At 65.2% G+C, this 13,107-nt stretch carries 11 protein-coding genes, 3 tRNA genes and 1 pseudogene; 10 read left to right on the top strand and 5 right to left on the bottom strand.

Annotated features, from left to right (window positions below; genetic code table 11):
• Positions 1-24: 24 nt before the first annotated feature.
• The 3 genes from H8R02_RS19850 to dnaQ all read right to left on the bottom strand — a co-directional run bounded on the left by H8R02_RS19850 (position 25) and on the right by dnaQ (position 2,550).
• The gene (locus tag H8R02_RS19850) at positions 25-1,056 is read right to left on the bottom strand and encodes an RHS repeat domain-containing protein (protein ID WP_187083208.1); all 1,032 of its coding nucleotides are present in this window, start codon (positions 1,054-1,056) and stop codon (positions 25-27) included.
• Between the two features lie 665 nt (positions 1,057-1,721).
• Positions 1,722-1,796: transfer RNA gene (locus H8R02_RS19855), tRNA-Val, on the bottom strand.
• 31 nt (positions 1,797-1,827) lie between these two features.
• Entirely contained in the window at positions 1,828-2,550 is a 723-nt protein-coding gene (gene dnaQ / locus H8R02_RS19860) for a DNA polymerase III subunit epsilon (protein ID WP_187083209.1), read from the bottom strand.
• A gap of 44 nt (positions 2,551-2,594) precedes the next feature.
• Between dnaQ and H8R02_RS19865 the strand changes: the two genes are divergently transcribed.
• The gene (locus H8R02_RS19865; protein ID WP_187083210.1) at positions 2,595-3,347 is read left to right on the top strand and encodes an SDR family NAD(P)-dependent oxidoreductase; all 753 of its coding nucleotides are present in this window, start codon (positions 2,595-2,597) and stop codon (positions 3,345-3,347) included.
• A 9-nt stretch (positions 3,348-3,356) separates the two neighbouring features.
• On the opposite strand, the gene H8R02_RS19870 is transcribed toward H8R02_RS19865, so the two are convergent.
• Entirely contained in the window at positions 3,357-4,856 is a 1,500-nt protein-coding gene (locus H8R02_RS19870; protein WP_187083211.1) for a S41 family peptidase, read from the bottom strand.
• A 28-nt stretch (positions 4,857-4,884) separates the two neighbouring features.
• The gene (locus H8R02_RS19875) at positions 4,885-5,733 is read right to left on the bottom strand and encodes an alpha/beta hydrolase (RefSeq protein ID WP_187083212.1); all 849 of its coding nucleotides are present in this window, start codon (positions 5,731-5,733) and stop codon (positions 4,885-4,887) included.
• Positions 5,734-5,804: 71 nt separating this feature from the next.
• Between H8R02_RS19875 and H8R02_RS19880 the strand changes: the two genes are divergently transcribed.
• The 9 genes and pseudogenes from H8R02_RS19880 (at position 5,805) to H8R02_RS19915 (ending at position 13,094) form a co-directional block, all read left to right on the top strand.
• Positions 5,805-6,485: a GntR family transcriptional regulator gene (locus tag H8R02_RS19880; protein WP_187083213.1), complete on the top strand. Its 681-nt coding sequence runs from the start codon at positions 5,805-5,807 to the stop codon at positions 6,483-6,485.
• Positions 6,482-7,363, top strand: a complete 882-nt coding sequence (locus H8R02_RS19885) for a phytanoyl-CoA dioxygenase family protein (protein ID WP_187083214.1) — start codon at positions 6,482-6,484, stop codon at positions 7,361-7,363. Before H8R02_RS19880 ends, H8R02_RS19885 begins: the two co-directional genes overlap by 4 nt.
• 1 nt (position 7,364) lies before the next feature.
• Positions 7,365-8,702, top strand: a complete 1,338-nt coding sequence (locus H8R02_RS19890; RefSeq protein WP_187083215.1) for an NAD(P)H-dependent oxidoreductase — start codon at positions 7,365-7,367, stop codon at positions 8,700-8,702.
• 37 nt (positions 8,703-8,739) lie between these two features.
• Positions 8,740-8,815 (top strand) — tRNA-Ala (locus H8R02_RS19895).
• 53 nt (positions 8,816-8,868) lie between these two features.
• A tRNA-Lys gene (locus H8R02_RS19900) sits at positions 8,869-8,944 on the top strand.
• A 288-nt stretch (positions 8,945-9,232) separates the two neighbouring features.
• Positions 9,233-9,784 (top strand): alpha/beta hydrolase family protein, encoded by a 552-nt coding sequence (locus tag H8R02_RS19905; protein ID WP_354004949.1) that lies wholly within the window; start codon positions 9,233-9,235, stop codon positions 9,782-9,784.
• Between the two features lie 107 nt (positions 9,785-9,891).
• Positions 9,892-10,979 (top strand): annotated as a pseudogene (locus H8R02_RS19910) (IS3 family transposase); the annotation flags it as partial.
• Positions 10,980-11,090: 111 nt separating this feature from the next.
• Positions 11,091-12,320 carry a DUF6035 family protein gene (locus tag H8R02_RS30080; RefSeq protein WP_494338107.1) on the top strand — a complete coding sequence of 410 codons (1,230 nt, stop codon included), beginning with the start codon at positions 11,091-11,093 and terminating at the stop codon, positions 12,318-12,320.
• 12 nt (positions 12,321-12,332) lie between these two features.
• Entirely contained in the window at positions 12,333-13,094 is a 762-nt protein-coding gene (locus H8R02_RS19915) for a DUF5677 domain-containing protein (RefSeq protein ID WP_187083216.1), read from the top strand.
• The last annotated feature ends 13 nt before the right edge of the window (positions 13,095-13,107 follow it).

Here is a 13,107-nt window from a genome sequence, read left to right on the forward strand (position 1 = left end):
ACTATGGCCAGGAATCGTTGGCTGCTACGGGCACTCACAAGGAGCACTTCCGCTGAACACGTCCAGCATTTTCTGAACGGTCTCCTGCATGTAGGCGTCCACGGAGTCCAGGTCCTCCTCGGAGCGCGACTGGAAAGCCTTCGGCCCATGACGATGACGCTGCGCCCACTCCCACTTCTGGAAGCCACGGTGAGCGGGCGACGTCGAGTCCATCACGGCATGCATTGCCATGCCCAGCTGCGCGTACGCTGCCTTCCTGGCGAGCGGCGACCGTGCCGTCTCCAGCAGTTGGCGGAACAGGGCCATCCTTTCATTGACGAACACGCAGTACTTCGTCCGCGCCTGGTCGCTCGAGAACTGGTTGCTGCTCATCGCGTGCATGAACGAGTACTCACCCGATTGATAGTACAGGCTGTCCGCTTCCGCGCTGCCAGTCTTGATGGCCTCCCGCAACGGAGCCGGGAGGGCGGCGAACGCGCGGTCGATGAACGCATTGTGCGCCGCGGTGGACCAGAGGCCCAAGGGGTCCGTGGCACCGAATGGGTTTGCGCCGACATGCAGGTAGCGGTTGAAGCCGGGATAGATGCCCAGCGGGTCGGCTTGGGCGTATCGCCCGTGACGGCCGATGGACCTGAACCCGTTGTCGAGCAAGCGGGATTCGCGGTCGTAGTACTGCCCTGCCCCGCGGATGTTCACCTCGATCGAAGGGTTCGTCGCCCGGAGTTGGCCTCCGTTGCCGGCCGTGAGGATGCCCGTCGGCTCGTTGGTACCAGGCGCCGAATAGGCCAGCTGCCACACGACCTTGTTGTCGGCGTCGGTGATCTGCCTTGGGGTGCCGAGATGGTCAGTGTGGACAGCGTAGACCTTGCCGTTCTTGTAAATGCCGACCGGGATCGCGGAGCCGCCTTCGACGGGCAACCAGATGATTTCAGCCGAGCCTTTGCCTGTCGCGGTGCCGTTGTCGTACTCGCCAAGCAGGGCCCATGAGGGGAGTTGGCCGTCGGCGTAAACAAATGATTGGCCGAGGCTGGCTTTGTCGCCTTTGGGAAACGCCAAGCCGAATTCTTTCCTCAACCAGTTGGTGAAGCTGCTACTTGGCGGACCCTGCACAGCAGCTTGACCATCCGGATCAGCGTAAGCAAGCAGGAGTGAGGTGGACGCGCAAACGTATAAAGCGAACCCTCGAATTGCTCGCAAGCACATCGCGTGGATTGACATGAGTGTCTCCCTTGAGCTTTGGTGAGCGCGAAATCTAGCCTCGCACGAGGATCCAAACAATCGGGGAACTGGAGGCTTAGACGGAAGTCGGCGTTCCCATTACGGTTGAATGGAGCATTGCGGCCGTAGTTGTGCGGCAAAGGGAGGCGACGCAGGCATCGACGGCATGCAGGCCGTCGCGATGAAGATGAGCGTGGCAGCGAGACAGGAGGAAGTTGGCTCGGGTGCCTACAAGGACATCCCGTTCGCTTTCGTGTCAAGTCCCATGCCGGCCGCGGAGTCCACCGTCATCTTGCGGTGGACCTTGGGCCGGACGCGGATTAGTTGGTGAGTGCCGCGCTCATGACAAAACCCCGACAGCCAGCGGCGTTGAGGTAGCAGGGCGAGGAACCCTGCGAGACCGACGGCGAGGGCGGTAGCGTGTAAGAAAGAACGCCGCGCTCCTCAGACGCCCACTTTGCGCCCCCAAATGCAAAACGCCACCCGCAGGTGGCGTTCGAATCTGGTGGGTGGTACAGGGATTGAACCTGTGACCCCTGCCGTGTGAAGGCAGTGCTCTACCGCTGAGCTAACCACCCGGGGTCTCCGCCGTTTTTGGCGAAGCGACGATTATGCCACAGGCTGCGAAGCGCCCCTGGCGATGCGCCACAGCGTCTTGCCGCCACTGGCCTTGTCCAATTGCTGCAGCACCTCCTCGTGCGCCGCGGCTTCATGCTCGTTGGCCAGCAGCACCGGCAGCGTGAACTGCGTGAGGTCCACGCGCGTGACGATGCCACCCACCGTCTCGCCCGGCGACACGTCGATCAGCAGCGCGTCCTGGCCGCGCGTCATGTTGATATAGACGTCGGCAAGAAGCTCCGCGTCCAGCAGCGCGCCGTGCAGCGTGCGGCCCGAGTTGTCCACCTCCAGCCGGTCGCACAACGCATCCAGGCTGTTGCGCTTGCCGGGGTACAGCTCCTTGGCCATCGCCAGCGTGTCGGTCACCTGGCCCACGAAGGTGGTGATGGGGGGCTTGCCCAGGAGCTCCAGCTCCTTGTTCAGGAAGCCAACGTCGAACGCGGCGTTGTGGATGATGACCTCGGCGCCGGCGAGGTACTCCAGAAGTTCCTCATGCACCTGCGCGAACTTGGGCTTGTCGCGCAGGAACTCGTTGCTGATGCCGTGCACCTTCAGCGCGTCCTCGTGGCTGTCGCGCTCGGGGTTCAGGTAGTAATGCCGGTTGTTGCCGGTGAGCTTGCGCGCCACCAGCTCCACGCAGCCGATCTCGATGATGCGGTCGCCCGTCTCCGCGGACAGGCCGGTGGTTTCCGTATCGAGCACGATCTGTCGCATGGGGTGCGATTATGCTTGAGCGCATCACACCGAGGAGCAGAAAGATGTTCGATCTCACCGGCAAACTCGCCGTCGTCACGGGCGGCAACGGCGGCATCGGGTTCGGCATGGCGCGCGGTCTTGCGGAAGCGGGCGCGCGGGTCGTCATCGTCGGGCGCAATTCCGGCAAGTCGGCAGCGGCCGTCACGGCCCTGGAAACAGGCGGCTGCGATGCGGAAGCCGTCGACGCGGACGTGACACGCGAAGGCGATGTTGCAGCCCTCTTCGACTCGCTGCGCGAGCGCCATGGCCGCGTCGACATCCTCGTCAACAACGCCGGCACCACCATCCGCAAGATGCCCGAGTCGCTCGCGCTGGACGAATGGAAGCAGGTGATGGACGTCAACCTCACCAGCGCGTTCCTCTGCTGCCGCGCCGCGCAGCCGCTGATGAAGGAGCGCGGCGGCAAGATCATCAACATCGGCTCGATGATGTCGATCTTCGGCGCGCCGTATGCCTCCGCGTATGGCGCGAGCAAGGGCGGCATCGTGCAATACACGCGCGCCATCGCCACCGCCTGGGCGCCGTACAACATCCAGGCCAATGCGGTGCTGCCGGGATGGATCGACACCGAGCTCACCCAAGGCGCACGCGCGCAAGTGCCCGGGCTCAACGAGCGCGTGCTCGCGCGCACGCCGGCCGGCCGCTGGGGCGTGCCGAAGGACATGGCGGGCATCGCGGTGTTCCTCGCCAGCGAAGCGAGCGACTTCGTCACGGGCACCGCTATCCCGGTGGACGGCGGCTACTCCGTCGCGTGAGCCTCTCGCTCAGCGCACGAACATGCCCTTGTCGGTGCCCTCGCCCACCGCCCGGTCCGGCTCGCGCCCCTTGCCCGGCGCCGCGAACACGCCGCACGAACCCGTGACGATGTAGTTCAGCGCCACGCGCAGCCGCCGCTCCAGCGGGTCGCCCAGCCCGCGCGACATGTCGTCGGCCGCGGTGCAGGTGGGCGTGAAGCCGCTCGTGAAGCCGCCCACGCCCTGCGCGTTGACCGAATCGAAGTTCACCGCGTTGTAGGTCGTGCCGCAGTAGGCGTGCGGCACGAAACCGTACGGCTTGCCGAACGTGGTTTCGCCCACCAGCACCACGGGCACGAAAGGCTTCAGACCGTTGATGACGAGCTCGCTCGCCGACGCCGTATCCGCCGACGTGATGACGACCACGCGCTGCAGCGCGGGCAGCAGCTGCGACGCGAGCAGGTTGTTGAAGTTGTACGTCGCGTTGCTGCCCTGGTTGAGGTCGTTGAAGCGCAGCTGGGTGAACACCTTGCCCGCCGTGGCCGTGCCGCCCACGTAGCTGGCGAAGTCGCGCGCGACGGCCACGCTGCCGCCGCCGTTGTAGCGCAGGTCCAGCACCAGCTCGTTGACGTTGTCGGTGCGCAGGCTGCCGAACGCGTCGCGCAGGGCCTGGCTGCTGTAGCTGGTGAACTGGTGGTAGGCCAGGTAGCCGACACGCGCAGGCGTGCCGTCGCTGCGCGTCGTGGCGATCGTCGTGAAGTTCGCCACCGGCGTGAGCGGGAAGTCCTCCGAGTCCACCTGCAGCACGCGCGGCACGCCGCGCACGTCCTGCACGGCGAAGGTCCGCCGCACACCCACGGTGCTGACCACCGGCAGCTCGCCGGCGAGCACCTGCGCGGGGCTCTTGCCGTCGATGGTGATGATGGTGTCGCCGCGCACGAGGCCCGCGCGCGCCACGGGGCTCAAGGGCTCGACGTAGCGCACCTGCAGCGACTGCGCCGCGGAGTTCCAGCCGAGCGAGTAGCCATAGCCGGTGCGGCGGCCTTCGGTGAAGGTCTGTTCGAAACTGGCCGTGCTCTGCGAGAAGCTGTAGCGGTCCGTCGGGCGGAATAGCAGCGATTGGAAGTACGCATCCATCGTTGCCGACGCCGCGTTGCCCGCGCCCAGCTGCGTGCGCCAGAAGTAGCCCTGGCGCATGTAGGCGTAGAGGCTTTGCTGCTGCTCGTCGACCGAGCAGCCGCTGCCAACCGGCGCGGGCGCGGGTGTCGGTGCGGGTGTCGGCGCCGGCGTGGGAGCGGGCGTCGGTGCAGGTGTGGGCGCCGGTGTAGGCGCCGGTGTGGGCGCGGGAGCGGGAGAGGTCGACGGAGCAGGTGCAGGCGTAGGCTGCTGCGCGGTCGCAGGGCCCGGCGCAGGCGCAGTGGCCGGCGGTGCGGGCGCTGCGGCCACCGTGTCCGGGCCGCCGCCACCACCGCCGCCGCAACCGGCCGCGGTCGTGGCCACGAGCAGCCACAGGGTTTGATAGGGACGCATGAAACGGGGTACTTCGAAAGGCGAAAGGTCAGGCCTGCAGCAGGTCCAGCGTGTAGCGGTGCAGCTGGTGGGCGGGGTCGGTGAAGGCGTCCAGGATGCTGAAATGGTTCAGGCCTGCAAGCATCTCGCAAACCGGTACCCGCCGTGAACCCCAGGCCTCGCGCATCAAACGGCATTGCCGGTGAAATTCCTCACTTTCGTCGCCGCCGGCCACCGCGTACAGGCACGCTTGCGCCGGCGCGGGCAGCAACGCGGGGCTTGCGCGGCGCGCATCCGCGGGCGTGAGCTGCAGCGACGGCTGCAGGAAAGGCGTGTGCATGATCGGCTCCAGGTCATGCAGGCCGCTGATGGAGAGCGCGCGCTTCACGAGGTCGGGCGGCAGTTGCGGGTCCCACTTGTGCCACTCGCATGCGGCGAGCAGCGCAGCGAGGTGGCCGCCCGCCGAATGGCCCGCGACGACGATGCGGTTCGGGTCGCCGCCGTACGCGGCGATGCGATGCCATGTCCACGCCAGCGCCTTCACCATCTGCACCGCGATGCCGGGAACGGTTATCGCGGGGCAAAGCGCGTAGTTCGGGATGACGACGCACGCGCCGTCACGCGTGAACGCGGGCGCGATGAAGGAGTGGTCGGACTTGTCCAGCGCGCGCCAGTAGCCGCCGTGGATGAACACCAGCACGGGCGCGCCCGGCGGGCCGGACGGGAAGACGTCGAGCGTCTCGCCGGCGCCGTCGCCGTACGCCACGTCGAGCTCGCAATCGAGCTCGCGCGCCTGCGCGGACGCGCGCGCCCAGCGCTCGAAGAACGCCGCGTGCTCCGGCACCAGCGCCCGGTTGTTGTACATGCGGTCGAGCCACGCCGGGTCATAGCTGCTCATCAGGTCCCCTCTCGTTTGCCGCGATTGTAGACCTGCGTCAAAGCATGTATTCTGTATACAGAGTACATGCCATGCCCGCCTACCTGCTCAAGCTCGAGACCACCCCGGACCTCGTCGACCGCGTGCACCGCAGCCTGCTGGACGCCATCAGCGACGGCTCGCTCGCGCCGGGCGCGCGCCTGACGCAGGAAGAGATCGCCGCGCAGCTGCACGTGTCGCGCCAGCCGGTGCTGCAGGCGCTGCGGCAGCTGAAGAAGGACGGCTTCGTCACCGACGCGCCCGGCCGCGGCGTGCTGGTGGCGCCGCTGGACGTGGAGTTCACGCGCAAGCTCTACCAGGTGCGCGGCGCGCTCGACGCGCTGGCCGCACGCCTCGCCGCGCAACTGCGCTATCGCATCGACGCGAAGATCATCGAGCAGGGCCGCAAGGCCGCGCGCGGCCGCAACGTGCAGGCGATGATCGATGCGGACCTCGCTTTCCACCAGGCCATTTACGCCGCGAGCGGCAACCCGCTCATCGAGCAGAGCGCGCAGCTGCACTGGCGCCACCTGCGCCGCGTGATGGGTGCGGTGCTGCAGATGGCGCGGCAGCGCGAGACCGTGTGGGACGAGCACGAGGCGATCGCGCGCGCGATCGCCGCGGGCGACGCGGACAAGGCCGCGCGACTGATCGAGGAGCACAGCGCGAACGCGGGCGAGAACCTCACCGCGCAGCTGGGCCAGGTGTTGAAGACCCAAGGAGACAAGGCATGAAACTCACGCCGCAGCAGCTGGAGCAGTTCGACCGGGAAGGCTACTTGTTCTTCCCCGGCCTCTTCACGCGCGAGGAAACGAAGGTGCTGAACGACGCGGTGCCCGAGCTCTACGCGCGCCGCGAGGCCTACAACGTGCGCGAGAAAGGCAGCGACGCGGTGCGCACCAATTTCGCGGCGCACCTGTACAGCGAGCCCTTCGCGCGGCTCGCGCGCCACCCGCGCATGGTGCAGCCGGTGGTGGAGCTCTTCGGCGAAGACGTGTACATGCACCAGTTCAAGATCAACGGCAAGATGGCTTTCGAGGGCGACGTCTGGCAGTGGCACCAGGACTACGGCACCTGGCTGAACGACGACATGATGCCCACCGAGCGCGCGATGAACGTCGCGATCTTCCTCGACGACGTGAACGAGTTCAACGGGCCGCTGATGTTCATCCCCGGCAGCCACAAGCGCGGCGTGGTGGATGCCAAGCACGACCTGAGCACGACGAGCTACCCGCTCTGGGTGGTGAACAACGAGCTCGTGTCCAAGCTGGTGGAGCGCGCCGGCGGCAAGGAGGGCGGCATCGTTTCGCCGCAGGGGCCGGCGGGCTCGATGATCCTGTTCCACAGCTGCCTCGTGCACGCGAGCAGCAGCAACCTGTCGCCGTGGAACAGAGTGAGCGTGTATCTGAGCCTGTGCGCGGTGTCCAACCACATCCGCCGGCACAAGCGGCCCGAGTACATCGCGCATCGCGACTTCGCGCCCATCGCGTGCCTGCCGGACGACTGCCTGCTGAAGGACTACCCGGTGGACCTGCCGTGGAAGAACGGCATGCCCGCGAGCGCGCTCGCGACTTCCCCCGAACCCCTCGACCAGATCAAGGAGGCTGCCTGAGATGTCGCTGCATGCCAAGCTGTTGAAGCGCCAGGCCGAAGGCAAGCCCGTGCGCGTGGGCCTGATCGGCGCGGGCAAGTTCGGCTCGATGTACCTTGCGCAGGTGCCGCGCACGCCGGGCGTGCACCTCGCGGCGATTGCCGACATCTCCCCGGACAACGCACGAGCGAACCTCGCGCGCGTCGGATGGGAAGCGCAGCGCACCTCCGCCTCGTCGATCGACGACGCGATGAAGAAAGGCACCACGCACATCGGCACCGACTGGCAGGCGCTGGTGAGCCATCCCGGCATCGACGTGGTGGTGGAGTGCACCGGCCACCCGATCGCGGCCGTTGAGCATTGCCTCGAAGCGTTCCGCAACGGCAAGCCGGTGGTCAACGTGACGGTGGAGGCCGATGCCTTCTGCGGCCCCCTGCTCGCGCGCAAGGCCGCCGATGCAGGCGTCGTCTATTCGTTGGCGTTCGGCGACCAGCCGGCACTGATCTGCGACCTGGTCGACTGGGCACGCACCTGCGGCTTCCCTGTCGTGGCCGCCGGCCGCGGGCACAAGTGGCAGCCGCACTTCTGCGAGTCGACGCCCGACACCGTGTGGGACAACTGGGGCCTCACGCGCGAGCAGGCCGTGCGCGGCGGCCTCAACCCGAAGATGTTCAACAGCTTCCTCGACGGCTCCAAGCCTTCGATCGAAAGCACCGCGGTCGCCAACGCGTGCGGCCTGCATGTGCCGTCGGATGGCTTGCTCTTCCCGAGTGCCAGCGTGGACCAGATCCCCAACGTCACGCGCCCGCGCAGCGAAGGCGGCGTGCTGGAGCGCAAGGGCATGGTGGAGGTGATCAACTCGCTGGACGCGCAGGCGCGGCCGATCGAGTACGAGATCCGCATGGGCGTGTGGGTCACCGTCGAGGGCGAGACCGAGTACATCCGGAACTGCTTCGAGGAGTACAAGGCGCAGACGGACACGAGCGGGCGGTACTTCACGCTGTACAAGCGCTGGCATTTGATCGGGCTGGAAGTCGGCATGTCGGTCGCGTCGGTTGCGTTGCGTGGCGAGCCGACAGGCGTTGCCACGTGCTGGAACGCCGACGTGGTGGCCACTGCGAAGCGCGATCTTGCGCCGGGCGAGCTTCTCGACGGCGAAGGCGGCTACACGGTGTGGGGCAAGCTCACGCCGGCGGTGAAGTCCGTGCAGGCCGGCGGCTTGCCGCTCGGCCTGGCGCATGACGTGAAGGTGGTGCGGCCGGTGAAGAAGGGGCAGAGCCTCAGCTGGGCGGACGTCGCGATGGACACCAGCACGCCCGCGTACAAGGTGCGCCGCGAGATGGAGCAGCTCTTCGCCTGAAAAGGCGTTCGGCGTTTGCTACAATATCGTTCGTTGTGGGGGGGTAGCTCAGCTGGGAGAGCGTCGCGTTCGCAATGCGAAGGTCGGGAGTTCGATCCTCCTCCTCTCCACCACAACCGTTTCGCCGAAACGCCACCACGAGGTGGCGTTTTGCGCACAGGACAGTGGGTTCTTAGCTCAGTTGGTAGAGCAGCGGACTCTTAATCCGTAGGTCGTAGGTTCGAATCCTACAGGACCCACCACTCAATCCTCCGCACCAGCGCTTGATCTGATGCTCTCGAAATGAGAGCAAAGCGTCCGACTTTTCGGGCCCGTTCCGATCCATGTAAGCGCCCATGTAAGCAGTTTTGGAGCGCGGTCTTCAACGCAAAGTAATGCGGTCGAGGTGCCCGATAGACTCGCCGGCATGAAGAGCAGCGTCATACCGCTACGTATTCCGGTGCCGCAGGGCACCTCCATCTCGGCGATCCTCCGCCAGCCGGAACAGACCCGCGCGTGCTTCGTGTTCGCGCACGGGGGCGGGTGCCGGGATGAACCACGAGTTCATGACGGACCTTTCAAGCGCCCTGGAGGCGCACGGGATCGCGACACTGCGCTTCCAGTTTCCGTACATGGAACAGGGGTCGAAGCGGCCGGACAGTCCCGCTGTCGCTGAAGCAGCGATTCGGGCTGTGGTTGCGGAAGCGAACCGGCGGCTGCCGGATGTGCCGTTGTTCGCCGGAGGAAAGTCGTTCGGGGGGCGGATGACCTCGCAAGCGCAGGCTCGGGAGCCGCTGCCAGGCGTCAAGGGGCTTGTTTTCGTGGGCTTTCCGCTGCATCCGTCCGGCAAGCCAGCCGTCGAGCGTGCCAATCACCTCGATGAAGTTGCGATTCCGATGCTCTTTTTGCAGGGAACTCGTGATGCGTTGGCCGAGCTCGACCTTGTGAAGCAGGTAACTACGGGCTTGGGCGCGCGCGCGACGCTACATGTCGTCGAAGCCACCGACCACGCGTTCCATGTGCTGGTGCGGTCTGGCCGCTCCAACGCGGAGGTGATCGAGGAACTTGCCACTCGCGTATCGGCGTGGATTCTGAAGAGATGACCAGCAGGCTGAAAAAAGTCTCAAGCTGCCGCGGAGCGTGTGACCTGCCCCCATCCTGCCGTACCAGCATGAATTGAGGAAGTCCGCCAACCAGGAGAATGGCGGACATGAAGAAGAGCAGATACACGGAGGAGCAGATCATCGGGTTTCTGCGCCAGGCGGAAGCTGGCGTGCCGGTGAAGGAGTTGTGCCGCAAGGGCGGGTTCAGCGACCAGACTTTCTACAACTGGCGCAGCAAGTACGCCGGCATGCAGGTGTCGGAGGCCAAGCGGCTGCGCGAACTGGAGAGCGAGAACGCCAAGCTCAAGAAGCTTCTGGCGGAAGCGCACCTGGACATCCATGCCCTCAAGGGCGTCTTCGGGGTAAAGCGTTAGCCCCACGGGCCAAGCGTGTGGCGATCGAAGCGATGGTCAAGCAGTACGAGCTATCCGAACGCCGCGCCTGCCGCCTCGTGGGGCTCTCCCGCGACAGCTACCGCAACCCGCCGAAGGAGACCGAGTTGAACGAGCAACTGAGCGCGCAGATCGTGCAGATCGCGCACGCGCGACGACGGTTCGGCTACCGGCGAGTCCACGACATGCTTCGGCCGCAATTCCCGAGCGTGAACCACAAGCGCGTGTTTCGGCTGTACAAGGCCGCAGACCTGTCGGTGCGCAAGCGCAAGAAGGCGAAGCGACCCACAAACGAGCGCGTGCCGCTGCAGCTCGCCCAGCGCGTCAATGAGGTCTGGAGCATGGACTTCGTCAGCGACAGCCTGGCCAGCGGCCGGCGCATCAGGTGCCTGACGGTGGCCGACGACTTCACGCACGAGTGCGTGGACATCGCCACGGATTACGGCATGGGCGGCGTCTACGTCACACGCGTTCTGGACCAGGCTGCATGCTTCCGCGGCTACCCCGCGGCCGTTCGCACCGACAACGGCCCCGAGTTCACGAGTCGGGCCTTCATCGCCTGGGCGCAGGAACATCGGATTCGACACATCCTGATCGAGCCAGGCCGGCCAATGCAGAACGGCTACATCGAGAGCTTCAACGGCAAGTTCCGCGACGAGTGCCTCAACGAGCACTGGTTCCAGACCTTGCCGCAGGCACGTGCGGTGATCAGTGAGTGGCGACAGGACTACAACCAGGTCAGGCCGCACAGCAGCATCGGCCGCATCCCACCGGCGCGATTCGCCGAGCAGCATCGCCAGCGCGCTGACGATGCTGCTCGATCCTCAACCGATCGAGCAACGATTAACCTTGCAAACCCGGACTTCCAAGATTCGATTGGTACGCTGCAAGGGGGCAGGTCAAGTGATGTCGTCATCGGTACGGACTACGCGAAGCTCGTTCAGCTCCGGATGCAAGTTCGCACACGGATGCGGCAGAACGTACCTCTTTATCGCTGCCCGGATTGTGGCGTCGCCGTCCACATCTGCCGCTCCTGGAAAGAGCCTAAGTTCTTCTTCAAACATCGTCACGAGGACGAAAATTGCCCCGCGGTCACCGCCGGCAAGCTCTCGCAGGAAGAGATCAATGCGCGCCGCTACAACGGCGCGAAGGAAAGCCGACTGCACATCTCTATGAAGGAGGCGCTGGCGAAGTGCCTCAAGGCCGATGCACGCTTCTCGGCCATTCGTGTTGAGGACGTGTGGAGGGGACGCTGGACATCCGAGTGGCGCAGGCCGGACGTCCAGGCCACGTACAACGGGCTGCGCGTCGCGTTCGAGATTCAGTTGTCGACGACATACCTCGACGTCATCGCGGCGCGGCGCACCTTCTACCTGCAGGAAGGCGGGTTATTGTTCTGGGTCTTCGCGCGCTTCGATGCAGAACGGCTTCGCATGACCGAGGACGACGTTTTCTACAACAACAACTACAACGCCTTCGTCGTAAAGCCGGTTACCGTCGAAGCATCGCTTTCGAGCCGATCCTTTCAGCTCGAATGTATCTGGTCGACACCCATGGAAGGCGGCGGCGTCTCAGGCCTTTGGCGTCAGATGGTCTCGTTCGACCAACTGACGCTCGATCCCGAGAATCAGAGAGCCTACTTCTTCGACTTCGAGGGAAGGCGACGAGAGAGAGCGGCTACGCAGGCGCTAACCCATGACGCCCTGCGCGAAGCCTTCGAGCTCGCGTTCGCTGGTGGCGCGTTCTACGGTGATGAGGGCGAGTCCGTTTGGAACGAAATGCGCTCGCGCTTTGCCCGCGCCGGCGTACCGCTGCCGCGAAAGCGGATGGAGATGCCATACAGCTTGATCCAGGCCTTGTACTCGGCCAAGGTTGGGGAGCCTGTTGCCAGCAAGAAGAAGCGGCTGGTCGAGATCGCCCACAACATCACCACGGGCAGCAGGCAACACGTGCGATGGTTTAGCCGCGCGCTTCGGCATTGGCAGCGCGGTCCGCAGCTCAAGGCGGAAGACCGCTCAGGACTGTGGGCGAAGAAGGTGAAGATCTGCAAGCAGGAGGAGGCGGTCGACCCGTCGGCGTTTGAGCCTGATCGCACCCATCAGCGGCTGGTCGAATTCCTCTTCCCCGAGCTGGGCTCTTTATAGGAGTGACGACGATTGAACACCGCTGAAAGCGCGCTCCGGTCGGAAGTGCTTGCGCTGACGCAAAGCGCGGACCGCTTGGCGACGGAGATCATCGCCCAGCAATTCGCCTGCGACGACAATCACCGGGTCGTCCTCATAGCGCAGCTCGCCCGCATGCTTCGCACGTTCCAGGCTATCGACGTTCTTGTCAGCGCGAACCTGAACGATGCCGCCGGCGCAGTACTCCGTTGCTTGCTGGAGCAATACTTCGTTTTCCGTGCGGTTTCAAGAGATGCTGACCTGATGCAGAAGGCCACGGCCGAGGTGGAGGCCGAGAGTCACAAGGCACTCAAAGGCCTGCTTCGGCTTCGGCCGGAGGATCGCGCCGACGAACTCACGGAAGATGTGTTGAACGAAACACTGGGAACGCTGCAGAGTGGATCTGGATTCAACGCATTCGATTGGGCTGCAAGGACTGGAATGGAGGGCGCATACCTGACCCTGTACCGGATTCTGAGTCCCTATGCGCATGGCTCTCTTTCGATGATCGACAAGTACGTGGAGCTGAACGCGGCAGGGCAGGCCGAACGGGTACGCTCCAGGGTTGCCGAGTTCGAGAGCACCGAGTTTCTTCTCTGTGCGCTGTCGATGTTGCTCGAATGCGTCGAGGCGATCGACCGGCAGCCCAACACTGAAGCCCGCCGTGCGTCACTGGCCTATCACGCTTCCGAGCAGCGACGGCTGTATGCGCGGCACTGGAGCCTTCTGGAGCAACGCCAACAACTCCTCAGCTAAGGCGAGTTATCGG

The organism is Ramlibacter albus, from assembly GCF_014297445.1.
Classification (GTDB): domain Bacteria; phylum Pseudomonadota; class Gammaproteobacteria; order Burkholderiales; family Burkholderiaceae_C; genus Ramlibacter; species Ramlibacter albus.